This window comes from Pseudomonas sp. AIG (genome assembly GCF_977020205.1).
In genome coordinates this window covers 40739-64800 of the sequence record NZ_CDROCK010000003.1, presented here as the reverse complement: position 1 = coordinate 64800, position 24062 = coordinate 40739, and the positions used below count along the sequence as shown (strand labels likewise).

At 60.1% G+C, this 24062-nt stretch carries 26 protein-coding genes and 1 pseudogene; 20 read left to right on the top strand and 7 right to left on the bottom strand.

Features of this window, described 5'->3' with window-relative positions:
- Positions 1-47 precede the first annotated feature (47 nt).
- The gene (locus ACWR1S_RS03105) at positions 48-170 is read right to left on the bottom strand and encodes a hypothetical protein (RefSeq protein WP_256579857.1); all 123 of its coding nucleotides are present in this window, start codon (positions 168-170) and stop codon (positions 48-50) included.
- Here ACWR1S_RS03105 and argS point away from each other — a divergent pair.
- The 9 genes from argS to ACWR1S_RS03060 all read left to right on the top strand — a co-directional run bounded on the left by argS (position 169) and on the right by ACWR1S_RS03060 (position 10717).
- Positions 169-1905, top strand: coding sequence for an arginine--tRNA ligase (gene argS, locus ACWR1S_RS03100; protein ID WP_454562375.1), 1737 nt, complete (start codon positions 169-171; stop codon positions 1903-1905). The two genes, ACWR1S_RS03105 and argS, sit on opposite strands and share 2 nt — an antisense overlap.
- Before the next feature lies 1 nt (position 1906).
- Positions 1907-2623 (top strand): SPOR domain-containing protein, encoded by a 717-nt coding sequence (locus tag ACWR1S_RS03095; protein WP_007909385.1) that lies wholly within the window; start codon positions 1907-1909, stop codon positions 2621-2623.
- A 232-nt stretch (positions 2624-2855) separates the two neighbouring features.
- Positions 2856-3386 (top strand): ATP-dependent protease subunit HslV, encoded by a 531-nt coding sequence (hslV, locus tag ACWR1S_RS03090; RefSeq protein ID WP_016984593.1) that lies wholly within the window; start codon positions 2856-2858, stop codon positions 3384-3386.
- 54 nt (positions 3387-3440) lie between these two features.
- Positions 3441-4778 carry an ATP-dependent protease ATPase subunit HslU gene (gene hslU / locus ACWR1S_RS03085; RefSeq protein WP_064388878.1) on the top strand — a complete coding sequence of 446 codons (1338 nt, stop codon included), beginning with the start codon at positions 3441-3443 and terminating at the stop codon, positions 4776-4778.
- A gap of 153 nt (positions 4779-4931) precedes the next feature.
- Positions 4932-5309 (top strand): gamma-butyrobetaine hydroxylase-like domain-containing protein, encoded by a 378-nt coding sequence (locus tag ACWR1S_RS03080; RefSeq protein WP_454562374.1) that lies wholly within the window; start codon positions 4932-4934, stop codon positions 5307-5309.
- A 258-nt stretch (positions 5310-5567) separates the two neighbouring features.
- Positions 5568-7247, top strand: coding sequence for a class II poly(R)-hydroxyalkanoic acid synthase (phaC, locus tag ACWR1S_RS03075; protein ID WP_454562373.1), 1680 nt, complete (start codon positions 5568-5570; stop codon positions 7245-7247).
- 142 nt (positions 7248-7389) lie between these two features.
- Positions 7390-8244 (top strand): poly(3-hydroxyalkanoate) depolymerase, encoded by an 855-nt coding sequence (gene phaZ / locus ACWR1S_RS03070; protein WP_034152967.1) that lies wholly within the window; start codon positions 7390-7392, stop codon positions 8242-8244.
- 139 nt (positions 8245-8383) lie between these two features.
- A complete protein-coding gene (gene phaC, locus ACWR1S_RS03065) occupies positions 8384-10066 on the top strand; it encodes a class II poly(R)-hydroxyalkanoic acid synthase (protein ID WP_454562372.1) in 1683 nt (560 codons plus the stop codon).
- Between the two features lie 30 nt (positions 10067-10096).
- Positions 10097-10717 (top strand): TetR/AcrR family transcriptional regulator, encoded by a 621-nt coding sequence (locus ACWR1S_RS03060; RefSeq protein WP_108224328.1) that lies wholly within the window; start codon positions 10097-10099, stop codon positions 10715-10717.
- A gap of 269 nt (positions 10718-10986) precedes the next feature.
- Here ACWR1S_RS03060 and ACWR1S_RS03055 read toward each other — a convergent pair whose 3' ends face one another.
- The 3 genes from ACWR1S_RS03055 to ACWR1S_RS03045 form a co-directional block, all read right to left on the bottom strand.
- Entirely contained in the window at positions 10987-11922 is a 936-nt protein-coding gene (locus tag ACWR1S_RS03055) for a phasin family protein (RefSeq protein ID WP_454562371.1), read from the bottom strand.
- 10 nt (positions 11923-11932) lie between these two features.
- Positions 11933-12355, bottom strand: a complete 423-nt coding sequence (locus ACWR1S_RS03050) for a phasin family protein (protein ID WP_127648618.1) — start codon at positions 12353-12355, stop codon at positions 11933-11935.
- 243 nt (positions 12356-12598) lie between these two features.
- A complete protein-coding gene (locus ACWR1S_RS03045; RefSeq protein ID WP_093430067.1) occupies positions 12599-12874 on the bottom strand; it encodes a polyhydroxyalkanoic acid system family protein in 276 nt (91 codons plus the stop codon).
- Positions 12875-13028: 154 nt separating this feature from the next.
- On the opposite strand from ACWR1S_RS03045, the gene ubiE reads away from it, so the two are divergent.
- The 11 genes and pseudogenes from ubiE (at position 13029) to ACWR1S_RS02990 (ending at position 21148) form a co-directional block, all read left to right on the top strand.
- A complete protein-coding gene (ubiE, locus tag ACWR1S_RS03040) occupies positions 13029-13799 on the top strand; it encodes a bifunctional demethylmenaquinone methyltransferase/2-methoxy-6-polyprenyl-1,4-benzoquinol methylase UbiE (protein WP_008080626.1) in 771 nt (256 codons plus the stop codon).
- Positions 13799-14422 (top strand): ubiquinone biosynthesis accessory factor UbiJ, encoded by a 624-nt coding sequence (locus ACWR1S_RS03035; protein ID WP_454562370.1) that lies wholly within the window; start codon positions 13799-13801, stop codon positions 14420-14422. The genes ubiE and ACWR1S_RS03035 overlap by 1 nt, the downstream gene beginning before the upstream one ends.
- The gene (ubiB, locus tag ACWR1S_RS03030) at positions 14419-16023 is read left to right on the top strand and encodes a ubiquinone biosynthesis regulatory protein kinase UbiB (protein WP_454562369.1); all 1605 of its coding nucleotides are present in this window, start codon (positions 14419-14421) and stop codon (positions 16021-16023) included. Before ACWR1S_RS03035 ends, ubiB begins: the two co-directional genes overlap by 4 nt.
- A 120-nt stretch (positions 16024-16143) precedes the next feature.
- Positions 16144-16545 (top strand): phosphoribosyl-AMP cyclohydrolase, encoded by a 402-nt coding sequence (gene hisI, locus ACWR1S_RS03025; RefSeq protein ID WP_007909357.1) that lies wholly within the window; start codon positions 16144-16146, stop codon positions 16543-16545.
- Positions 16538-16870, top strand: coding sequence for a phosphoribosyl-ATP diphosphatase (locus ACWR1S_RS03020; protein ID WP_003220849.1), 333 nt, complete (start codon positions 16538-16540; stop codon positions 16868-16870). Before hisI ends, ACWR1S_RS03020 begins: the two co-directional genes overlap by 8 nt.
- Positions 16871-16895: 25 nt before the next feature.
- The gene (locus ACWR1S_RS03015) at positions 16896-17177 is read left to right on the top strand and encodes a twin-arginine translocase TatA/TatE family subunit (RefSeq protein WP_123470720.1); all 282 of its coding nucleotides are present in this window, start codon (positions 16896-16898) and stop codon (positions 17175-17177) included.
- 10 nt (positions 17178-17187) lie between these two features.
- Positions 17188-17649, top strand: a complete 462-nt coding sequence (gene tatB, locus ACWR1S_RS03010; RefSeq protein WP_454562368.1) for a Sec-independent protein translocase protein TatB — start codon at positions 17188-17190, stop codon at positions 17647-17649.
- Complete coding sequence (gene tatC / locus ACWR1S_RS03005) at positions 17646-18437, top strand: twin-arginine translocase subunit TatC (RefSeq protein ID WP_016984605.1); 792 nt, start codon at positions 17646-17648, stop codon at positions 18435-18437. Before tatB ends, tatC begins: the two co-directional genes overlap by 4 nt.
- Positions 18434-19141, top strand: a complete 708-nt coding sequence (locus ACWR1S_RS03000) for a 16S rRNA (uracil(1498)-N(3))-methyltransferase (protein WP_454562367.1) — start codon at positions 18434-18436, stop codon at positions 19139-19141. The genes tatC and ACWR1S_RS03000 overlap by 4 nt, the downstream gene beginning before the upstream one ends.
- Positions 19142-19231: 90 nt before the next feature.
- Positions 19232-20293, top strand: a pseudogene (locus tag ACWR1S_RS02995) (methyl-accepting chemotaxis protein); the annotation flags it as partial.
- Positions 20276-21148: a methyl-accepting chemotaxis protein gene (locus ACWR1S_RS02990; RefSeq protein ID WP_371262351.1), complete on the top strand. Its 873-nt coding sequence runs from the start codon at positions 20276-20278 to the stop codon at positions 21146-21148. The pseudogene ACWR1S_RS02995 and the gene ACWR1S_RS02990, both read left to right, overlap by 18 nt.
- A gap of 122 nt (positions 21149-21270) precedes the next feature.
- Here the strand turns inward: ACWR1S_RS02990 and ACWR1S_RS02985 are convergent, their stop codons facing one another.
- The 3 genes from ACWR1S_RS02985 to ACWR1S_RS02975 all read right to left on the bottom strand — a co-directional run bounded on the left by ACWR1S_RS02985 (position 21271) and on the right by ACWR1S_RS02975 (position 23893).
- Positions 21271-22005 carry an amino acid ABC transporter ATP-binding protein gene (locus ACWR1S_RS02985; protein WP_454562366.1) on the bottom strand — a complete coding sequence of 245 codons (735 nt, stop codon included), beginning with the start codon at positions 22003-22005 and terminating at the stop codon, positions 21271-21273.
- Positions 21998-22957 carry an amino acid ABC transporter permease gene (locus ACWR1S_RS02980; RefSeq protein ID WP_034152979.1) on the bottom strand — a complete coding sequence of 320 codons (960 nt, stop codon included), beginning with the start codon at positions 22955-22957 and terminating at the stop codon, positions 21998-22000. Before ACWR1S_RS02980 ends, ACWR1S_RS02985 begins: the two co-directional genes overlap by 8 nt.
- 138 nt (positions 22958-23095) lie before the next feature.
- Positions 23096-23893, bottom strand: a complete 798-nt coding sequence (locus ACWR1S_RS02975; protein ID WP_007909335.1) for a transporter substrate-binding domain-containing protein — start codon at positions 23891-23893, stop codon at positions 23096-23098.
- Between the last annotated feature and the right edge of the window lie 169 nt (positions 23894-24062).

The window sequence follows — 24062 nt, the reverse complement described above, 5'->3', positions numbered from 1 at the left end:
ATCCCCGTGTAGGAGCTGCCGACGCCTGCGATCTTTTGATCTGAATGTCACCACATATCCATAAGCTGCCTGCTAAGGTTGGCAAGCCCGTCTTCGCAACGGATAATGCCCAGTTTTTCCACCCGCGCATCGATGCGCCCGCCGCGCTTGCGGTCGAAAGAGAAGACCATGAAAGACACCATTCGCCAGCTGATCCAACAAGCCCTCACCCAACTCGTCAACGAAGGTGTGTTGCCTGAAGGCCTGTCGCCGGCGATCCAGGTGGAGAACGCCCGTGACAAGACCCACGGCGACTTCGCCAGCAACATCGCCATGATGCTGGCCAAGCCTGCGGGCATGAAACCGCGCGATCTGGCGGAAAAAATCATCGCCGCACTGCCGGCTGACGAAAACGTCACCAAGGCCGAAATCGCCGGCCCGGGCTTCATCAACTTCTTCCAGAACACTCAGGCGCTGGCCAGTCGCCTCGACGCCGCCCTGGCCGACGCTCACGTTGGCGTGCGCAAGGCAGGCCCGGCGCAGCGTACCGTGGTCGACCTGTCGGCACCGAACCTGGCCAAAGAGATGCACGTCGGCCACTTGCGCTCGACCATCATCGGCGACGGCGTGGCGCGCGTGCTTGAGTTCCTCGGCGACGAAGTGATCCGTCAGAACCACGTCGGCGACTGGGGCACCCAGTTCGGCATGCTGATGGCCTATCTGCAGGAAAACCCGATCACCAGCGACGAGCTGTCGGATCTGGAAAACTTCTACCGCGCGGCCAAACAACGTTTCGACGAGTCCGCAGAGTTTGCCGACCGCGCCCGTGGCCTGGTGGTCAAGCTGCAGGCCGGCGACGCCGAGTGCCTGGCACTGTGGAGCAAGTTCAAGGACATCTCGCTGTCGCACTGCCAGAAGATCTACGAACTGCTCAACGTCAAACTGACCATGGCCGACGTGATGGGCGAAAGTGCCTACAACGACGACCTGATCAATGTGGTCAACGACCTGAAAGCGGCCGGCATGCTGGTCGAGAGCAACGGCGCACAGTGCGTGTTCCTCGACGAGTTCAAGAACGCCGACGGCGATCCACTGCCGGTAATCATCGTCAAGGCTGATGGCGGCTACCTGTACGCCACCACTGACCTCGCCGCCGTGCGCTACCGCAGTGGCAAGCTGAAAGCCGATCGCGCGCTGTACTTCGTCGACCAGCGTCAGGCCCTGCACTTCCAGCAAGTGTTCGCCGTGGCGCGCAAGGCCGGCTTCGTCACCCATCCGATGGAAATGGAGCACATGGGCTTCGGCACCATGAACGGCGCCGATGGCCGTCCGTTCAAGACCCGTGACGGCGGCACCGTAAAGCTGATCGACCTGCTGACCGAAGCGCAGGAACGTGCCTACAACCTGGTAAAAGAGAAGAACCCGGAACTGGCCGAAGACGAACTGCGCAACATCGCCAAAGTCGTCGGCATCGGCGCGGTGAAATACGCCGACCTGTCGAAGCACCGCACCAGCGACTACAGCTTCAACTTCGACCTGATGCTGAATTTCGAAGGCAACACTGCGCCATACCTGCTTTACGCTTACACCCGCGTCGCCGGTGTGTTCCGCAAACTGGGCAAGGACTTCAGCGAAGTCGATGGTCAAATCGTTCTCGAAGCCGAGCACGAACTTGAGCTGGCGGCGAAACTGGCGCAGTTCGGCGAAGTGCTGAACAACGTGTCCGACAAAGGCACGCCACACATTCTCTGCACTTATCTGTACGACGTTGCCGGTCTGTTCTCCAGTTTCTACGAGAACTGCCCGATCCTCGCCGCCGAAACGCCAGCCCAGATGCAGAGCCGTCTGCGCCTGGCCGCGCTGACCGGCCGCACCCTCAAGCAAGGCCTGGAGCTGTTGGGTCTGGAAACTCTGGAGCGTATGTAAGTTGGCTGCCAAGAAAAAACCTGCACCCAAGCGTGGCGCCAGCCGTTACCAAGCTCCTGCGAAGCAACCGATTCCGGGTTGGCTGTGGATGGCCATCGGCCTGACGGTCGGCGCGTTCATCGTGTTTCTGATGAAACTGGAGCCGGGCAAGGGCAGCGACACGGTCAAGCGTGAGAAAGTCGAGCAGGCGCAACAGCAGAAAGCGTCGAAGATCGCCGAGGCCAACAAGACCCCGCCGAGCCCGACGCAACCGGTGAAGCCGAAATACGACTTCTACACCTTGCTGCCGGAATCGGAGGTGATCGTGCCGCCGGACGCCGTGCCGGAGAAGACCTTGCCGACGCCACAAGTGCCGGCCATCCCGACCACGCCGGTGACACCGGCAGAAGCGGCGAAGATCGACACCGCGCGCGCTCAGGCAGCGTTGGCCGGGATTACCCCGCCGCCAGCACCACCGGTGAGCAAAGCCGCGCCGGTGACCAAATTCTTCTTGCAGGCCGGCTCGTTCCGCAAGGAAACCGATGCCGACAAGGTCCGCGCGCAGATCATTCTGCTCGGTCAGGCGGTCGCGGTTGAGTCCGGCACAGTGAAAGATGAAACCTGGTATCGCGTACTGGTCGGCCCATTCAGCAACCGCGAACAACTGACCACCGCGCAGAAACAACTGGCCGGCGCTGGCTTCAGCAACCTGTTGTTACAACAACGCCAGAGCCGCTGATCCACCGACGATCGTTCCCACGCTCTGCGTGGGAACGCCTCAAGGGACGCTCTGCGTCCCAGCGGTTAAGGGACGCGGAGCGTCCCGGGCTGCATTCCCACGCAGAGCGTGGGAACGATCAGGTGCAACACGCCGCTCGTCTCCTCTCCCGCGCTACGGTTGAAATCCTCTCCAGCACCCCCATATGAATGGGCATAAGGCACTTTCGCCCCGCTGTGTGGAGACTCTTCCCTTGACCACCATCGTTTCAGTCCGCCGTCACGGCAAAGTCGTCATGGGCGGCGACGGCCAGGTTTCTCTCGGCAATACCGTGATGAAAGGCAACGCGAAAAAAGTCCGTCGCCTGTACCACGGCCAGGTCATCGCCGGTTTTGCCGGTGCCACCGCCGACGCCTTTACCCTCTTCGAACGTTTCGAAGGCCAGCTAGAAAAACATCAGGGCCACCTGGTGCGCGCCGCTGTCGAACTCGCCAAAGAATGGCGTACCGACCGCTCCCTGAGCCGCCTCGAAGCCATGCTCGCGGTTGCCAACAAGGACGCCTCGCTGATCATCACCGGCAACGGTGACGTGGTCGAACCTGAAGATGGCCTGATCGCCATGGGTTCCGGCGGCGGCTATGCGCAAGCCGCGGCCAGCGCGCTGCTGAAAAAGACCGACCTGTCGGCCCGCGAAATCGTCGAAACCGCCCTTGGCATCGCCGGCGACATCTGTGTATTCACCAACCACACTCAGACCATTGAGGAGCAGGATCTCGCTGAATAAGCCTGACGCGGCCCTGTGCCACGGCTTGTTTCTGCTTGAGGACCGTCAATTATTATGTCCATGACTCCCCGCGAAATCGTCCACGAACTCAACCGCCACATCATCGGCCAGGACGATGCCAAGCGCGCCGTCGCGATTGCCCTGCGCAACCGCTGGCGCCGCATGCAGCTGCCTGAAGAGCTGCGTGTTGAAGTGACCCCGAAAAACATCCTGATGATCGGCCCGACCGGTGTCGGTAAAACCGAGATCGCCCGTCGTCTGGCGAAACTGGCCAACGCGCCGTTCATCAAGGTCGAAGCGACCAAGTTCACCGAAGTCGGCTACGTCGGCCGTGACGTCGAATCGATCATCCGTGATCTGGCCGATGCTGCGATCAAGATGCTCCGCGAGCAGGAAATGACCCGCGTGCGTCATCGCGCCGAGGACGCTGCCGAGGATCGTATCCTCGACGCACTGCTGCCGCCGGCGCGCATGGGTTTCAGCAACGAAGAAGCACCAAGCTCCGATTCCAACACCCGCCAGCTGTTCCGCAAGCGCCTGCGCGAAGGTCAGCTGGATGACAAGGAAATCGAGATCGAAGTCGCCGAAGTGGCCGGCATCGAAATCGCCACGCCGCCCGGCATGGAAGAAATGACCAACCAGTTGCAGTCGCTGTTCGCCAACATGGGCAAGGGCAAGAAGAAGGCGCGCAAGCTCAAGGTCAAAGAAGCGTTGAAGCTGGTGCGTGATGAAGAAGCCGGGCGTCTGGTCAATGAAGAAGAGCTGAAGGCCAAAGCGCTGGAAGCGGTTGAACAGCACGGCATCGTGTTCATCGACGAGATCGACAAAGTCGCCAAGCGCGGTAACGTCGGCGGCGCCGATGTCTCCCGTGAAGGCGTACAGCGCGACCTGCTGCCGCTGATCGAAGGCTGCACCGTCAACACCAAACTGGGCATGGTCAAAACCGATCACATCCTGTTCATCGCGTCCGGTGCGTTCCACCTGAGCAAGCCGAGCGATCTGGTGCCTGAGCTGCAAGGTCGTCTGCCGATCCGCGTCGAACTCAAAGCGCTGAGCCCGTCGGACTTCGAACGTATCCTCAGCGAACCGCACGCTTCGCTCACCGAGCAATACTGCGCGCTGCTGAAAACCGAAGGCCTGAACATCCAGTTCCAGCCCGAAGGCATCAAGCGTCTGGCGGAGATCGCCTGGCAGGTCAACGAGAAGACCGAGAACATCGGTGCCCGTCGTCTGCACACGCTGCTTGAGCGTTTGCTCGAAGAGGTGTCGTTCAGTGCCGGCGATCTGGCCAGCACCCACGATGAGAAGCCGATTCTGATCGACGCCGAATACGTCAACAGCCACCTCGGCGAATTGGCGCAGAACGAAGACCTGTCCCGTTATATCCTGTAAGCCATACTTACAGCAGTAGCGGACCCTGTGGGAGCGAGCTTGCTCGCGAAGAGGCCGTGTCAGTCGACATCAATGTTGTCTGACACACCGCTTTCGCGAGCAAGCTCGCTCCCACATTTGCTCAAGGGTCGCCCACACATCGGACGCCAGCCCATGACTCAAATCCCCACCGACATCAAACTGCACAAAGCCTCGAAAACCTTGACGCTCACTTACGCGTCCGGCGAGGAATACACCCTGCCCGCCGAATTTCTGCGCGTGCACTCCCCCTCCGCCGAGGTCCAGGGTCACGGCAAACCGATCCTGCAATTTGGCAAGATCAACGTCGGTCTGACCAAGCTGGAACCGGCCGGTCAGTACGCACTGAAACTGACCTTCGACGACGGTCACGACAGCGGCTTGTTCACCTGGGATTATCTCTACGAGCTGGGGCGACGTTATGACGCACTCTGGGCCGATTATCTGGCCGAGCTCAAAGCGGCGGGCAAGACCCGCGATCCGAACGAGTCAGTCGTCAAGCTGATGCTCTAGCCCGTGCCTCGCGCTCTTTAGAGGGCATTTTCTAAATTCATCTGTTTGAATGCTCTGCTGTATGGCCGAGGATCGGCCTGCTTGCGAAAAAAATTAAACTCGGGTAACCAATGGAGCTGGCAAGTTCCCTGCAGTGCTCTACGACTGTAAAGCAGCTATGCAGAATTAACGGTCACCCGAGCAGTAGTACCTGGCATTGGCTGTGGAACTGCACAGCAGAAAACCGGGTACTCGTCTCAGGACAATGGAGCGTCGTAGATGAGTAACAAGAATAACGATGACTTGAAGTACCAAGCCTCGGAAAACACCCTGGGGCTGAATCCCGTCGTTGGGCTACGCGGAAAGGATCTGCTGGCCTCTGCTCGTATGGTGCTGAAACAGGCCATCAGACAACCGATCCATAGTGTCAAACACGTCACCCATTTCGGCCTCGAACTGAAGAACGTGTTGTTTGGCAAATCCGAACTGCAACCGGCTGGCGATGACCGTCGCTTCGCCGATCCTGCGTGGAGCCAGAACCCGCTCTACAAACGTTATCTGCAAACTTACCTGGCGTGGCGCAAGGAACTCCATGCCTGGATCGATGACAGCAGCCTGTCACCCAAAGACATTGCCCGCGGCCACTTCGTCATCAACCTGATGACCGAAGCCATGGCCCCGACCAACACCGCCGCCAACCCGGCCGCGGTCAAACGCTTCTTCGAAACCGGCGGCAAGAGCCTGCTCGATGGCCTCTCGCACCTGGCCAAGGATCTGGTCCACAACGGCGGCATGCCGAGCCAGGTCAACATGGGCGCGTTCGAGGTCGGCAAGAGCCTTGGCGTCACCGACGGCGCGGTGGTGTTTCGCAACGACGTGCTGGAGCTGATCCAGTACAAGCCGATCACCGAGCAAGTCCACGAGCGTCCATTGCTGGTGGTGCCGCCGCAGATCAACAAGTTCTACGTATTCGATTTGAGCCCGGACAAGAGTCTGGCGCGCTTCTGCCTGCGCAATAACGTGCAGACGTTCATCGTCAGCTGGCGCAACCCGACCAAGGCCCAGCGCGAGTGGGGCCTGTCGACGTATATCGATGCGCTGAAGGAAGCCGTCGACGTGGTCACCGCGATCACCGGCAGCAAAGACGTGAACATGCTCGGCGCCTGCTCCGGCGGCATCACCTGCACCGCCCTGCTCGGCCACTACGCGGCGATCGGCGAGAAGAAGGTCAATGCCCTCACGCTGCTGGTCAGCGTGCTCGACACGACGCTGGACAGCGACGTCGCCCTGTTCGTCGACGAGCAGACCCTGGAGGCCGCCAAGCGCCACTCGTATCAGGCCGGCGTGCTCGAAGGCAAAGACATGGCCAAGGTTTTTGCGTGGATGCGTCCCAATGACCTGATCTGGAACTACTGGGTCAACAACTACCTGCTCGGCAACGAGCCGCCGGTGTTCGACATCCTGTTCTGGAACAACGACACCACACGGTTGCCCGCCGCGTTCCACGGTGACCTGATCGAGATGTTCAAAAACAACCCACTGATTCGCCCGAATGCACTGGAAGTGTGCGGCACGCCGATCGACCTCAAGCAGGTCACGGCCGATATCTTCTCGCTGGCCGGCACCAACGACCACATCACCCCGTGGAAGTCCTGCTACAAGTCGGCGCAGTTGTTCGGTGGCAAAGTCGAATTCGTGCTGTCGAGCAGCGGGCATATCCAGAGCATTCTGAACCCGCCGGGCAACCCGAAGTCGCGCTACATGACCGGCGAAGAGATGGCCGCGAATGCCGATGAATGGCAGGAAAACTCGACCAAGCACACCGATTCCTGGTGGCTGTACTGGCAGGCGTGGCAGGCCGAACGCTCGGGCAACCTGAAAAAGGCCCCGCTGAAACTGGGCAACAAGGCGTACCCGGCGGGTGAAGCATCGCCGGGCACTTACGTTCACGAGCGGTAACTGACACCACCCCTTCCCTGTAGGAGCTGCCGAAGGCTGCGATCTTTTGATTCTGTTTTTAAAATCAAGATCAAAAGATCGCAGCCTTCGGCAGCTCCTACACAGGGGATCGGGTGTACTTGAAATCCACAGGGCCTGACGCATGCCGCAACCGTTCATATTCCGTACCGTCGATCTGGATGGCCAGACCCTCCGCACGGCGGTGCGCCCCGGCAAGCCTCACTTGACGCCCTTGCTGATTTTCAACGGCATCGGCGCCAACCTGGAGCTGGTGTTTCCGTTTGTCGCGGCACTGGACCCGGATCTGGAAGTGATCGCCTTCGACGTGCCCGGTGTCGGCGGTTCCTCCACGCCGAACCGGCCGTATCGCTTTCCCGGGCTGGCCAAGCTGACCTCGCGCATGCTCGATTACCTCGACTACGGTCAGGTCAACGTCATTGGCGTGTCGTGGGGCGGCGCGCTCGCGCAGCAGTTCGCCTATGACTACCCCGAGCGCTGCAAGAAACTGGTGCTGGCGGCGACCGCGGCCGGTGCGGTGATGGTGCCGGGCAAACCGAAAGTGCTGTGGATGATGGCCAGTCCGCGGCGCTACATCCAGCCGTCCCATGTGATCCGCATCGCACCGCTGATCTACGGCGGCTCGTTTCGTCGCGACCCGACACTGGCCGCCAGCCACGCGGCGAAAGTGCGTTCAGCGGGCAAGCTCGGTTACTACTGGCAGCTGTTCGCCGGTCTCGGCTGGACCAGCATTCACTGGCTGCACAAGATCCATCAGCCGACGCTGGTGCTGGCCGGCGATGACGATCCGCTGATCCCGTTGATCAACATGCGCATGCTCGCCTGGCGCATTCCCAACGCCCAACTGCACATCATCGACGACGGTCATCTGTTCCTGATTACCCGCGCCGAAGCCGTGGCGCCGATCATCATGAAGTTTCTTCAGGAGGAGCGGCAGCGCGCGGTAATGCATCCGCATCCGACACCGCTCGGCGGTTAACCCCGGCGGCAGGCTTTATGCAGGCCTTTGGCAAAGAGTGCGCGGCAGGACGCCGCGCAGGCAGCAACCCGCAACAGCGTCTATGGTGTTCTGGTTCGGTGAGTGTGTTTTTGGCCTGAAGACGAAGGAGTGTTGAGTCATGCGCGACAAACCAGCGACGGGCGTGGTGCCCAGCCCCGCCGTGTTTATCAACGCACAAAGTGCGATCACCGGCCTGCGTGGGCGGGATTTGATCTCGACCTTGCGCAGTGTCGCCGCCCATGGCCTGCGCAACCCCATTCACAGTGCGAAGCACGCGTTGAAACTCGGCGGTCAATTGGGCCGCGTGCTGCTCGGTGAAACCCTGCACCCGACCAACCCGAACGACAACCGTTTCGCCGATCCGGCGTGGAGCCTCAACCCGTTCTACCGGCGTAGCCTGCAGGCGTATCTGGCCTGGCAGAAGCAGGTCAAAAGCTGGATCGATGAAAGCAACATGAGCCCGGACGATCGCGCTCGTGCGCACTTCGCCTTCACCCTGCTCAACGACGCCGTGGCGCCGTCCAACACCCTGCTCAACCCGCTGGCGGTCAAGGAGCTGTTCAACTCCGGCGGGCACAGTCTGGTGCGCGGCCTCAGCCATTTGTTCGATGACCTGCTGCACAACGATGGCCTGCCGCGCCAGGTGACCAAACAGGCTTTCGAGGTCGGCAAGACCGTCGCCACCACTAACGGCTCGGTGGTGTTCCGCAACGATCTGCTGGAGTTGATCCAGTACAAGCCGATGAGCGAAAAGCAGTACGCCAAGCCGCTGCTGGTGGTGCCACCGCAAATCAACAAGTACTACATTTTCGACCTGAGCCCGCACAACAGCTTCGTTCAGTACGCGCTGAAAAACGGTTTGCAGACCTTCATGATCAGTTGGCGCAACCCCGATGTGCGCCATCGCGAATGGGGCCTTTCGACGTATGTCGAAGCGGTGGAAGAGGCGATGAACATCTGCCGGGCGATCACTGGCGCCCGCGAGGTCAATCTGATGGGCGCTTGCGCTGGCGGGCTGACCATCGCCGCGCTGCAAGGGCATTTGCAGGCCAAGCGGCAACTGCGCCGCGTCTCCAGCGCAACGTATCTGGTCAGCCTGCTCGACAGTGAAATCGAAACCTCGGCCACGCTGTTCGCCGACGAACAAACCCTCGAAGCGGCCAAGCGCCGCTCGTATCAAAAGGGTGTGCTCGATGGTCGCGACATGGCCAAAGTCTTCGCCTGGATGCGCCCCAACGATTTGATTTGGAGCTACTTCGTCAACAATTACCTGTTGGGCAAAGAGCCGCCAGCCTTCGACATCCTCTACTGGAACAACGACAACACCCGTCTGCCGGCGGCGTTTCACGGCGACCTGCTGGACTTCTTCAAGCACAACCCGTTGACCCATCCGGGTGGGCTGGAAGTGTGCGGCACGCCGATCGATCTGCAGAAGGTCACTGTCGACAGTTTCAGTGTGGCCGGTATGAATGACCACATCACGCCGTGGGACGCGGTGTATCGCTCGACCCTGCTGCTCGGTGGCGAGCGCCGTTTCGTGCTGTCCAACAGCGGCCATGTGCAGAGCATTCTCAACCCGCCGAGCAACCCGAAAGCCGCCTACGTCGAGAACGGCAAGATGAGCAGCGACCCCCGCGCCTGGTACTACGACGGCAAACACGTCGACGGCAGTTGGTGGCCGCAGTGGCTGGAATGGATTCAGCAACGCTCGGGGGCGCAGCACGAAACCTCGTTCACCCTCGGCAACCCGAACTATCCACCGATGGAGGCAGCGCCCGGTACTTACGTGCGTGTGCGCTGACGCTTAACCGAACTTTTCTAAGAAGACTGGATGAAAACCCGCGACCGGATTCTCGAATGTGCTTTGCAACTGTTCAACGAAAAGGGCGAGCCGAACGTCTCCACCATGGAGGTGGCCAACGAAATGGGCATCAGCCCGGGCAACCTCTACTACCACTTCCACGGCAAAGAGCCGCTGATTCTCGGCTTGTTCGAACGCTTCCAGAATGAACTGGCGCCACTGCTCGATCCGCCGGCGGATGTGGAACTGGCGCCGGAAGATTACTGGCTGTTTTTGCATTTGATCGTCGAGCGGTTGGCGCAGTACCGCTTCCTGTTTCAGGACCTGTCGAACCTGGCGGGGCGGTTGCCGAAACTGGCCAAGGGGATTCGACAGCTGCTCAATGCCCTGAAGCGCACGCTGGCGTCGTTGTTGGCGCGATTGAAGGCTTCGGGGCAGTTGGTCAGTGATACACAGGCGCTGGGGCAGTTGGTGGAGCAGATCACCATGACGCTGCTGTTTTCGCTGGATTATCAGCGGATTCTGGATCGTGAGGGTGAGGTTCGATTGGTGGTTTATCAGATCATGATGCTGGTGGCGCCGCATCTACTGCCGCCGGTGAAGGTCGCCACGGAGCGGATGGCCCTGCAATACCTTGAAGATCACGACTGAAATCAAAAGCCCCTCACCCTAACCCTCTCCCAGAGGGAGAGGGGACTGATTGGGGGATGCTGTAGAAGTACGCCGACCTGACAGTGCGTTACCGAATCCATAATCGATAAGGTCTTTCAGGTCGGCGTATAGCGTGAGACACCTCGTTCGGTCCCCTCTCCCTATGGGCGGTCCGACGTTTCGGGAGGGCTAGGGTGAGGGGCTGTTGGAATTCAGATACAAAAACGCCCGACCTTCACAGGCTGGGCGTTTTGTTTTGCCCTGAAAAATCAGGACTGACTGGTTGGCGTCGACGGCGTCGATGCAACAGTCGGGGTAGCCACCGGAGTCGGTGCCGCGGCGGAGTTCGACGCACTCACCGGCGCTGCCGGGGTTGCCGGCTTGGCTGCAGCAGGTGCTGCTGGCTTCGGCGCTGCGGCTTTCGGCGCGGCCGGTTTTTTCACTGCCGGTTTTTTCGCCGCAGCTGGTTTGGCTGCTGGCTTGGCTGCTGGCTTGGCAGCCGGTTTGGCGGCAGCGGTCTTCGCGGCAGGCTTGGCGGCTGGTTTCGCTGCAGTTTTGGCCGCAGGTTTAGCGGCCGGTTTCGCAGCGGTTTTGGCCGCAACCGGTTTGGCGGCGGCTTTGGTTGCTGGCTTGGCGGCAGCGGTTTTGGCTGCAGGCTTGGCCGCTGCTTTGGCTGCGGGTTTAGCCGCTGCTTTGGCCAGTGGCTTGGCTGCAGTTTTCGCTGCAGGTTTGGCCGCGGCGGTTTTAGCTGCCGGTTTGGCTGCCGCAGTTTTCGCCGCCACAGGCTGGGCTTTCAGACCGGTGAGTTTTTCGATCTGTTTGGTCAGCGTGTCGACCTTGCTGTTGAGTGCCTTGACCTCATTGCGGCTCGGTACGCCCAGGCGCGAAATCGCGCTGTTCAGGCGCTTGTCGAAAGCCCCTTCCAGCTCGTCCCACTTGCCCAGTGCGCGATCTTTCACGCCGCTGATGCGCGACTTGGCCGAAGAAGCGGAATCCTTGGCAGCATCGACTTTTTTGCCGACTGCGGACTTGGTGAGCTTCTCGGCTTTCTCGCCGTCTTTGACCAATGTATCGAAGAGCTTGCTGCCGTCAGTGTCGATCTTCGAGTACACGCCTAAACCAGCCAGCCAGATTTTGCGGGAGTAGTCTTCGACTTTCCCGATCCACGAGCTGCCTTCTTTATCGGTGTTCTTTTTACCAGCCATCCCGTTCTCCTTAAGATTTACGCGCGACGCGTTCGAGCAATGCCGTCAGCTCATCGAGCTTAGCAGAGAGTGTCTCAACGTCATGTTTAGACGGAATGCCGATACGATTCAAGGCACTTGCTACACGGGAGTCGAACGCCTTCTCGACCTTGTCGAGTTGAACTTCGACGCGACCTTTGAAAGAACTCACTTCGCCCTTCGCTTCATCGATCTCGGCGTTGGCCGCTTCGAGTTTTTCAGTCACGACTTTTTTGCCTTTCTTTTCAACAGTTTGACCAGCCTTGATCAACTCTTGAAAGTAGTCGCTGCCCTCTTGGCCGACCTTGGCGTAGGCCCCCAGGCCTGCCAGCCAGATCTTGCGGGCATAGGATTTGACGTCGCTCAGAGCAGAAGTCGAAGCGTCGATTTTTTTCTTCAAAATAACTTTGGCCATGGTGCACCTCACGCGCAGAAGGTTTGAGGAACTGCCCGCGAAAGTGTCGGGCTCTGGCACAAAGTAGGTAGAAAAATTAGAAACGGCACCCTAACAACTGACATGAACCTCTGGCCGAACACAAAACAAATGTAGGAGTGAGCCTGCTCGCGATAGCGGTGTATCAGTCAAAAATGATGTCGACTGACAGACCGCTATCGCGAGCAGGCTCACTCCTACAGGGGATCGTATTTCAGGCGGAAATCAGACTAACGCTTTATCGAGGGCCTTCTCGATCTCGGCTTTGATCATGCCGCTCATGGCCGACATCATGATGCCCAGTTCCACATCCACCTTGATCGAATCGTCCGCCACATGCACCGCGCCTTTCACGCCCGAGCGCTTGAGGTTCAGGGTGTCGCCCGACCATTGCGGCTCGAGGCCGTATTGATCGGAGAGTTTCTGCGCCAGCTTGTCGGCCTTCTCGCGGGCGGCTTCCTTGCCCAGGTTGTGGGCACGCTCAACAGTGATTTTGGCCATTACAGGACTCCTGATTGAAAAAGATGTGTCGGTAAATCTTGACCGCTGCTGCGGCAAATCGTCCCGAAGGTTGCCCATCTTACCTTTAGCCATTCCAAGACAAAGCATGGCTTGGGGATTAGAATGTCGCGCATTCTCTTTTGGTGACAGCGATATGACTGATCAGCGCAAAGGCAGCGATGCCGAACCCACCACTCACTTCGGCTTCAAAAACGTTCCGGAAAGCCAGAAAGCGGAAAAAGTCGCTGAGGTTTTCCACTCGGTAGCCGCCAAGTACGACTTGATGAACGACCTTCTGTCGGGCGGCATGCACCGTCTATGGAAGCGTTTCGCGATCGAATTGTCGGGCGTGCGCAGCGGTAACCGCGTGCTGGACATCGCCGGCGGTACCGGTGACCTGACCAAAAAATTCTCGCATCTGGTCGGCCCTACCGGTCAGGTGGTATTGGCCGACATCAACGAATCGATGCTCAAGGTCGGCCGTGATCGTCTGCTCGATCTGGGTGTCGCCGGCAACGTCGAATTCGTTCAGGCGGACGCAGAAAAACTGCCGTTCCCGGACAATCACTTCGACTGCGTGACCATCGCCTTCGGCCTGCGCAACGTGACGCACAAGGAAGACGCCCTGCGTTCGATGCTGCGCGTGCTCAAGCCTGGTGGACGTCTGTTGGTGCTGGAATTCTCCAAGCCGACCAACGCGCTGATGTCGAAAGCCTACGACGCCTATTCGTTCGCCTTCATGCCACTGATGGGCAAGCTGATCACCAACGACTCGGAAAGCTATCGCTACCTGGCCGAATCGATCCGCATGCACCCGAATCAGGAAACGTTGAAGTCGATGATGGTCGACGCCGGTTTCGACCGCGTGACCTATCACAACATGACCGCAGGCATCGTCGCCCTGCACCGTGGCATCAAACCCTGATGTTGCTCACCGGGCTGCTCGCCAGCGTTGAACTCGGCCTCAACCGAGTGCTGCGTCTCGACAGCACGGCACTGCCGCGCCTGGCGCATTTGACCGGCAAAGTAATCGCCGTCGACTGCCGCAGCCCGGCGCTGCAACTGTTCATTCTGCCGAGCGACGAAGGCTTGATGCTGGCGTCCCATTGGGAAACCGGTGTCGACTGCACCCTGCGTGCGCCAGCCTCCAGCCTGATCAAGCTGGCCGTGAGCAAAGACAAGACCGCGGTGTTGCACGCCCCGGAAGTCGAGCTTGATGGCGACAGCGGCGTGCTGTTGGAGCTGGCCGGCGTACTGCAGGATCTTGAGCTGGACTGGGAGTACGAACTCTCGCGCTGGCTGGGACCTGTCGCCACGCAATTGATTAGCGGCCATCTGCGCAGCCGCGCGCGCTGGTATCAACAAGGATTTGCCAGCCTTAACCAGAACCTCGCCGAATACCTCGCCGAAGAATCGCGCACCCTCGTCGGGCAACGCGAAGCCGAAGCACGGTTCAGCGAACTGGACCGGATCAAACTTGATCTGGAACGTCTCGAGGCGCGTTTCGAGCGCCTTTCCCGATCCCTCGACCCAAGCGATAACGCATGAAGCTGCTTGCCGTCCGCCGTCTGTTGCGCATCCAGCGCGTCGTGATCCGCTACCGCCTCGATGACCTGCTGTTCGATCTGCCGTTGCCGTGGTTTCTCCTGGCGCTGCGCTATGTACTGCCGTGGCGCTGGTTCCCGCGCAAGCCGCTGGACCTGAGCCGGGGCGCGCGCCTGCGCCTGGCGTTGCAGGATCTCGGGCCGATTTTCATCAAGTTCGGGCAGATTCTTTCGACCCGCCGCGACCTGCTGCCGGAAGACATCGCCGATGAGCTGATGCTGTTGCAGGACCGCGTGCCGCCGTTCGACTCGCAGCTGTCGATCAAGCTGATTGAAGAGCAGCTCGGCAAGAAGATCAGCGACGTCTTCAGCCGTTTCGACGTCGAGCCGCTGGCTTCGGCCTCGGTGGCGCAGGTGCATGCCGCGCAGCTGAAAACCGGCGAAGAAGTGGTGGTCAAGGTGATCCGCCCGGGCCTCAAGCCGATCATCGCGCAGGATCTGGCGTGGCTGTTCATCCTCGCCCGCGCCGCTGAAAAACTCTCGGCCGACGCGCGTTTGCTGCATCCGGTCGACGTGGTCCAGGACTACGAAAAAACCATTTACGACGAATTGGATCTGCTGCGCGAGGCGGCCAACGCCAGCCAGTTGAAGCGCAACTTCGAGGGTTCGCCGCTGCTGTATGTGCCGCAAGTCTATTGGGACTGGTGCCGGCCGAAAGTGCTGGTGATGGAGCGCATCTACGGCATTCAGGTGACGGATCTGGCGACCCTCGCCGATCAGCGCACCGACATGAAAATGCTCGCCGAGCGCGGCGTGGAGATCTTCTTCACCCAGGTATTCCGCGACAGCTTCTTCCACGCCGACATGCACCCGGGCAACATCTTCGTCAGCACCGTCAACCCGTGGAGCCCGCAGTACATCGCGATCGACTGCGGTATCGTCGGCAGCCTGACCCCGGAAGACCAGGATTACCTGGCGCGCAACCTGTTCGCCTTCTTCAAGCGTGACTACCGGCGTGTGGCGCAATTGCACATTGATTCGGGCTGGGTACCGGCAGAAACCAAACTCAACGAATTCGAAGCGGCGATCCGTACGGTGTGCGAACCGATATTCGAAAAACCGTTAAAAGATATTTCATTTGGCCAGGTGCTGATGCGCCTGTTCCAGACCGCGCGGCGCTTCAACATGGAAGTGCAGCCGCAGTTGGTGCTGCTGCAAAAGACCCTGCTGAACATCGAAGGCCTCGGCCGTCAGCTGTACCCGGATCTGGATCTGTGGAACACCGCGCAGCCGTTCCTCGAACGCTGGATGCGCGAACGCGTCAGCCCGAAAGCCTTGCTCGGCAACGTGCAGAGCCAGTTCGAGCAACTGCCGCACCTGGCGAATATGGCCCGCGATCTGCTCGAACGCATGTCCCAGCCGCACGCCTACGACCCGCCGCCACCGTGGCACAAACGCAAGGACGACTGGTTCCTGCGCCTGCTCGGTTGCGCGCATCTGGCCGGCGGGGTGATCCTCGCCATCGGTGGCCCATTGCACGAATTGGGGCATTGGCCGGCCGGAATCATGGTGGCAGTCGGCTTGTATCTGGTCGTTCGCCGATAGCACGAATCAGCTGCAAGTTATAAGCTGCGAACTGCAAGCCTGACGATACTGGAACACCGCAATCTGCTTTTACTTGCAGCGTGAAGCTCAAAGCTTGTAGCTGCGTTTCGGGAATTGAAGATGAAAAACTGGCTGGACGAGATCAAGTGGGACGCTGATGGCCTGGTGCCGGCGATTGCCCAGGATCACAAGACCGGACGCGTGCTGATGATGGCCTGGATGAACCGCGAGGCGCTGGAACTGACCGCTGCGGAAAACCGTGCCATCTACTGGTCACGTTCCCGTGGCAAGCTGTGGCGCAAGGGCGAAGAGTCCGGCCATGTGCAGACCTTGCATGAAATGCGTCTGGACTGTGACGCCGACGTGATCATCCTGATGGTTGAACAGATCGGCGACATCGCTTGCCATACCGGCCGTCAAAGCTGCTTTTACCGTGTCTTCGAAAACGGCGACTGGAAGACAGTCGACCCGGTCCTGAAAGACCCGCACGCCATCTATTCCGCAGGACACAAACATGAGTGACACCCTGACCCGCCTGGCGCAAGTGCTCGAAGAGCGCAAAGGCGCAGCCGCCGACAGCTCGTATGTGGCTAGTCTGTATCACAAGGGTTTGAACAAGATTCTGGAGAAAGTCGGCGAAGAGTCGGTCGAAACCATTATTGCCGCCAAGGACGCCGCCATCAGCGGCGACTGCAGCGACGTGATCTACGAGACCGCCGACCTGTGGTTCCATAGCATGGTCATGCTCGCCCAACTGGGGCAGCATCCACAGGCTGTGCTGGATGAACTGGATCGCCGCTTCGGCCTGTCCGGACACGTCGAGAAAGCCTCGCGTCCGTCCGCCTGAACAATTTCTAGAGAGGAACAGCAACATGGGCATTTTTGACTGGAAACACTGGATCGTCATTCTGGTTGTCGTGGTGCTGGTGTTCGGCACCAAGAAACTGAAAAACCTCGGCACCGACGTTGGCGAGTCGATCAAGGGCTTCCGCAAAGCCATGAACGACGATGAAAAACCGGCCGCTGATCCAACCGTGACGCCTGCGCAGCCAGTGCCACCGGTGCAGCCGCAAACCACCGCTCAGGCCAACCCGCCGCACACCATCGACGTGCAGGCGCAGAAAGTCGAAGAGCCGATCCGCAAAGACGTGTGAGCACTGACTAATGTTTGGTATCAGCTTCTCTGAACTGCTGCTCGTCGGCCTCGTGGCCCTGCTGGTGCTGGGCCCCGAGCGCTTGCCGGGTGCTGCGCGCACCGCTGGCCTGTGGGTCGGACGGCTGAAGCGCAGCTTCAACGCGATCAAACAGGAAGTTGAACGTGAAATAGGTGCCGACGAGATTCGTCGGCAACTGCACAACGAGCACATTCTGTCGCTGGAGCAGGAGGCGCGGAAGATTTTCAATCCGGTTCAGCAGGAGCCGACCCCGGTTGAAGTCGAACATGTCGGGCAGCAAACGATTCATGCACCAACCGCACCGACATCTGCACCTGCACCTGCCGCAGTTGTCGCGCCGACTGAATCTGTGCCTGAAACTGCAGAGCCTTCGGTTGAACACGTAGCCCCAACCGCCGCGCCGATTACACCCGCGCCTCACGACCCTACTCTGCCGCCGCGAGCCCCATGAGCGATCTCCCCGAAAACGACCAGCACATGCCGCTGGTTTCGCACCTCACCGAGTTGCGCACCCGTCTGCTGCGTTGTGTGGCGGCGATCTTCATCATCTTCGCCGGACTGTTTGCGTTCACCCAGCAGATCTACACCTTCGTCTCGACACCGCTGCGCCAGTACCTGCCGGTCGGCGCGACGATGATCGCCACCGACGTGTCGTCGCCGTTCCTGACGCCGCTGAAGCTGACGATGATGGTGTCGCTGTTTCTCGCGATCCCGGTGATCCTGCATCAGATCTGGGGCTTTATCGCGCCGGGCCTGTACAAGCATGAGAAGCGCATCGCGGTGCCGTTGCTGGTCTCCAGCATTCTGCTGTTCTACACCGGCATGGCGTTCGCCTATTACTTCGTGTTCCCGCTGATCTTCAAGTTCTTCGCTGCGGCCACCCCGGCCGGCGTGGAAATGATGACCGACATCGCCAGTTACCTCGATTTCGTCATGACGCTGTTCTTCGCCTTCGGCGTGGCCTTCGAGATCCCGGTGGCCGTGGTACTGCTGGTGTGGATCGGCGTGGTCGACGTCAAATACCTGAAGAAAATCCGCCCGTACGTGATCATCGGCTGCTTCGTGGTCGGCATGATCCTGACGCCGCCGGACATCTTCTCGCAGACCCTGCTGGCCGTGCCGATGTGGATGCTGTTTGAAATCGGCATTCTGTTCGGTGGTTTGATCAGCAAACGCGAACGCCCGGACGAGAACCCGGCCGACGACCACAACGACCAGCCGCCAGCGACCCAGGCATGAACCTGCTGTTGCTCGAAGAGGCCGACTTCATTGCGGCCGACCGCGTAGTCCTGCGTGATCGACGCCTGACCCATATGCAGGAAGTCCATCGCTCGGAAGTCGGTGACAGCCTGCGCGTCGGCCGCATCAACGGGCTGATGGGCACGGCTGAACTACTGCGCCTCGAAGCGGGTGAAGCCGAACTGAGTGTATCTTTCGATCAGCCGCCACCGGCCAAACTGCCGCTGACGCTGGTGCTCGCACTACCGCGTCCGAAGATGCTCCGCCGGGTGTTCCAGACCGTGGCGACCATGGGCGTGTCGAAGGTGATTCTGGTCAACAGCTATCGGGTCGAGAAGAGTTTCTGGCAGACGCCGTTTCTTGAGCCTGAAGCGATTCGCGAAAATTTGATCCTCGGCCTCGAACAGGCGCGCGACACCGTGCTGCCGGAAATCATCATTGAGAAGCGCTTCAAGCCTTTCGTTGAAGACCGGCTGCCGGCAATTACCGAAGGCACCCTCGGGCTGGTCGGCCACCCCGGTAACTACCCGCCGTGCCCACGCGCCCTCAGCGAACCCGTCACCCTGGCCATCGGTCCCGAAGGTGGCTGGATCCCCTACGAAATAGATTTGCTGGCCAAATCGGGCCTGCAACCGGTGCAACTCGGCGAACGCATCCTGCGCGTCGAAACCGCCGTCACCGCCCTCCTCGCCCGGCTCTTCTGATTCTTCGCAGCAGATAAATGGCGTTACAGATTGCCATCATCCGGCCGATACCCTCTCCATAAGTCCAATTAGTGGTCGGGGAGTCGTCGCATGTACCGTTGGTTAGCCGAGAATCTTGGAAACGTCAGCGTCAAACGCAAGCTGGGAATCGGTTTCGGCCTGGTGCTGTTGCTGACACTGTTGATCACCTTCACCGGCTGGACCGGCATGAGCGGCATCATCAGCCGCGGTGACAAACTCGGGTTTATCTCCAGCCTTAACGAGCTGACCAAGGATCTGCGCCTGGCGCGTCTGGACTACGAAGCACGCCGTGGCGAACAAGGCCCGGGCGCGGTCACCGATCTGCTGAACAAACTCGACAGCGGCCTGCAAACCGCACGCAGCCTGATTGAACAGCCGTCCGACGCGGCGATGGTCGATCAACAGCTGGCCGCCGTCGCCGAGTACAAACGCGCCTTTGCCGACATGACCCAGGCCACCGTGCAGCGCGAGGATGCCCGCAGCAAACTCGGCGCCAGTGCCGACAATGCCGTGGCGAAAGTCGCCGAAGTGGAAAAATCCATGCTGGCGGGTGACAGCGTCGCGCAATTCAACAGCGTGATCGAGCTGAGCAAACTGCTGCAGCAGGCCCGCTACCAAGTGCGCGGCTACACCTACAGCGGCAAGGCCGAAGCCGAGCAACCGGCGCTCGACGCCATCGACAACGCCCTGAAAAACCTCGACAGCCTGCCGGCAAAACTGCCGGAGCAGCACATTGCCAACCTGAAACAAGCCACGGACTCGATCAAAGCCTATCGCGCGGCAGTTGCGCAGTTCCGCGACTCGCAGGTCAACAACGCCAAGGCCGCCGCGCGCATGTCGACGCAGGGCGACATCCTCATCGACGTCAGCAAGAAGCTCACCGAATCGCAAACCGTGGTGCGTGACACCGATGCCGCGCATGCCAAGAACATGTTGATCATCGCCACTCTGCTGGCCGTGGCGTTCGGTCTGCTCGCCGCTTGGGCGATCACTCGCCAGATCATCATCCCGCTGAACCAGACCCTGAAAGTCGCCGAGCGCGTAGCCGCCGGCGACCTGACCCACAATCTGGTTTCGCAGCGTCGCGACGAACTCGGTCAGTTGCAACGCTCAATGCAAAGCATGACCCAAGGCCTGCGCGAGTTGATCGGCGGGATCAGCGATGGCGTCACGCAGATCGCCAGCGCCGCTGAAGAACTGTCGGCGGTGACCGAACAGACCAGCGCCGGGGTCAACAATCAGAAGATCGAGACCGATCAGGTCGCCACGGCCATGAACGAAATGGCCGCCACCGTGCAAGAAGTCGCGCGTAACGCTGAAGAGGCTTCCGAAGCCGCTGTCGCCGCTGACCAACAGGCCCGCGAGGGCGACAAAGTCGTCGGCGAAGCCATCGCGCAGATCGAGCGCCTGGCCGTTGAAGTCGGGCATTCCACCGAAGCCATGGGCGAGCTGAAGCGCGAAAGCGACAAGATCGGCAGCGTCCTCGACGTGATCAAGTCGGTGGCCCAGCAAACCAACCTGCTGGCCCTCAACGCGGCCATCGAGGCTGCGCGTGCCGGTGAAGCCGGGCGTGGTTTCGCGGTAGTTGCCGATGAAGTACGCAGCCTCGCGCAACGTACGCAGAAGTCCACCGAAGAAATCGAGGAACTGATCGTCGGCCTGCAGAACGGCACCCAGCAAGTCGCAACGATCATGGACAACAGCCGCACCCTGACCGACAGCAGCGTTGAGCTGACCCGCCGTGCCGGTGGTTCGCTGGAAAGCATCACCCGCACCGTGTCGGCGATCCAGGCGATGAACCAGCAGATTGCGGCAGCGGCCGAGCAGCAGAGCGCGGTGGCTGAAGAGATCAACCGTAGCGTGCTGAATGTGCGGGATGTGTCGGATCAGACGTCGGCGGCGAGTGAAGAGACCGCGGCTTCCAGCGTTGAGCTGGCGCGCTTGGGTACGCATTTGCAGATGCTGGTGGGGCGCTTCAAGGTCTAGTCCAACGATCGTTCCCACGCTCTGCGTGGGAATGCATCCTGCGGCGCTCCGCGTCGCGCATGCAAAGGGACGCGGAGCGTCCCGGGCGGCATTCCCACGCGGAGCGTGGGAACGATCAGTTACTACAAGACCTGACGCAGGAAAGCCTGCGCGCGCGGATCCTTCGGCGCATCAAAGAACTCCGCCGGGGACGCATCTTCCAGCAATTTGCCGTGATCGAAAAACAACCCCCGATCCGCCACTTCCCGGGCAAAACCCATCTCGTGGGTCACGCAAACCATGGTCATGCCTTCCACGGCCAGGTTCTTCATCACATCCAGCACTTCGCCGACCATTTCCGGGTCGAGCGCAGAAGTCGGCTCGTCAAACAGCATCACCTTCGGTTCCATCGCCAGCGCCCGGGCAATTGCCACCCGTTGCTGTTGTCCGCCGGAAAGGCGCGATGGAAACTCGTTGGCCTTCTGTGCAATCCCGACCTTTTGCAGCAATTCCATCGCCTTGGCTTCGCGCTCTTTCTTGCCGCGCTTGCGCACGACTTTCTGCGCCAGACAGAGGTTTTCCAGCACGGTCATGTGCGGGAACAGGTTGAAATGCTGAAAGACCATGCCGACTTCGCGGCGGTAGGCGTTGACGTCGGTTTTCGGGTCGGCCAGTTGCAGGCCGTCGATGCTCACCGAGCCGGAATCGAATTCTTCCAGGCCATTGAGGCAACGCAGGAAGGTCGACTTGCCGGAACCCGACGGGCCGATCACCACCAGCACTTCGCCCTTGGCCACCGTGGTGCTGACGTTATCCACCGCGCGCACCACTTGCCCACGGGTGTCGAAGACTTTTACCAGATCGCGGACTTCAATCACTTTGCGCGAGCCTCCGCTCAAGCCGACTGGCGATTTTCGACAGCGGCAGGTTGATCAACAGGTACAGGCCGGCGACGCAGAACAGAATCTCGAACGGCGAAAACGACGTGGTGATCACTTCACGGCCGCTTTTCAGCAGCTCGGTGATGGCGATCACCGACACCAGCGAGGTGTCCTTGACCAGACTGATGAACTGCCCGGCCAGTGGCGGCAGCACGCGCTTCAGCGCTTGCGGCAACACCACATGGCGCATCGACTGACCCGCGCTCAGACCGAGCGAACGCGCCGCTTCGTTCTGGCCACGGGCGATCGATTGCACGCCGGATCGGATGATCTCCGCCACGTAAGCGCCAGTGAACAGCGACAGCGCGGCGATCCCGGCGAACTCGCGGGACAGGTTCATCACCGTGCCGATGAAGAAGTAGAAAATGAAGATCTGTACAAGCAACGGCGTGCCGCGCACCAGTTCGACATAGATGGTCGAGAGGTCGCGCAGGGTCGGGTTGTTCGACAGACGGCACAGGCCGGTCACGAGACCGATCAGCAACCCGAGAATCCCCGACACCACCGACAGCCAAAGCGTCGTCCACAGCCCCCACAGCAGCGGCCCTGCCGCCCAATGTCGAGTGACGCCCACGACGTCGCCTTCAGCCACATCGTCGCCCTGAGCGAATTGCAGGCTGTTCTCGTCGACCGTCAGGTGCTGCTCGTCACCGGCGTCATTGCGCAGGGTGACTTGCGCGCTGCTGCCCTTGCGCACCAGTTCAGTGACGGTGGAAATGTCCGTGGCGCGCTGGGTTTCTTCAGCCTGATAGGCGAAGTACTGCGGCACACGGTTCCAGCGCCATTCGTAGGACATCAGCGACGTCGCGTAATACAACGCGCCCGCCAGGCCGACCAGCACCAGCACGGTGAGGACGTGCCAGGGCCATTGGGCTTTTTTCTGTTTCATTGCAGGTTCTCGGATGATCGTTCCCACGCTCTGCGTGGGAATGCCGCCCGGGACGCTCTGCGTCCCTGCCTGTTCGTGACGCGGAGCGTCACAGGATGCGTTCCCACGCGGAGCGTGGGAACGATCAGCGGATGCGCGTTATTCCATGTCCTTGAGCCACTCGGTGCTCTTGAACCACTTGTCATGGATGCGATCGTAGGTGCCGTCTTCGTGGATCTGGTGCAGGAAGTTATTGATGAAATTGATGCTGTCGTAGTCACCCTTCTTCAGACCAAACGCCAAAGGCTCGTAGGTGAACGGCTTGTCGAGGAACACCAGTTTGCCGGCGCCGACCTTGGTCACCGCAACGACGTTGTACGGGGCGTCGTAGATGAAGGCATCAGCCTTGCCGTTGACCACGTCGAGCACGGCTTCCTGCTCGTTGTCGTAGCCGTGGTACTTGGCTTTGGAGATGAGCTTCTTGGCGACCATTTCGCCGGTAGTGCCGAGCTTGGAGGTGATGCGATAGTCGGCGGTGTTCAGGTCTTTATACGACTTGATGGTGCCTTCCAGCTCTTTGCGGATCAGCAGGGTCTGGCCGACCACGATGAACGGTTCGCTGAAGTTCAGGCGCAGGTTGCGTTCCTGAGTCAGGGTCATGCCGCTGCCGATCATGTCGAACTTGTCGGTCATCAGTGCCGGGATGATGCCGTCGTAACCGGTGGAAACCAGCTCCAGCTTGACGCCCATGGCCTTGGACATGGCTTTGAGGATGTCGACTTCGAAACCGATGATTTCGCCGCGCTTGTTGGTCATTTCGAACGGCATGTAGGTCGGGTCCATACCGACTTTCAACGTGCCGCGTTTGACCGCGTCATCGATTGCGCCAGCCTGCGCCGCATTGACTGCAACCAGTGCCGTGACGCCGACCAGCAGCATCGACAGATACTTCTTCATCTTCAAGTCCCCAAAACCATTGCGTGTGCGGCGCGAAAACCAACAGTGACGGGCAAAAAAGCCCGGGTGCGCCAATTCGGGGACGGATGCTAACGCACTCGTTTTTTTGCACAAGGTTTAATGGACGATTTGTTTAACAATCAAGGGCTACCCCCTCACCCCAACCCTC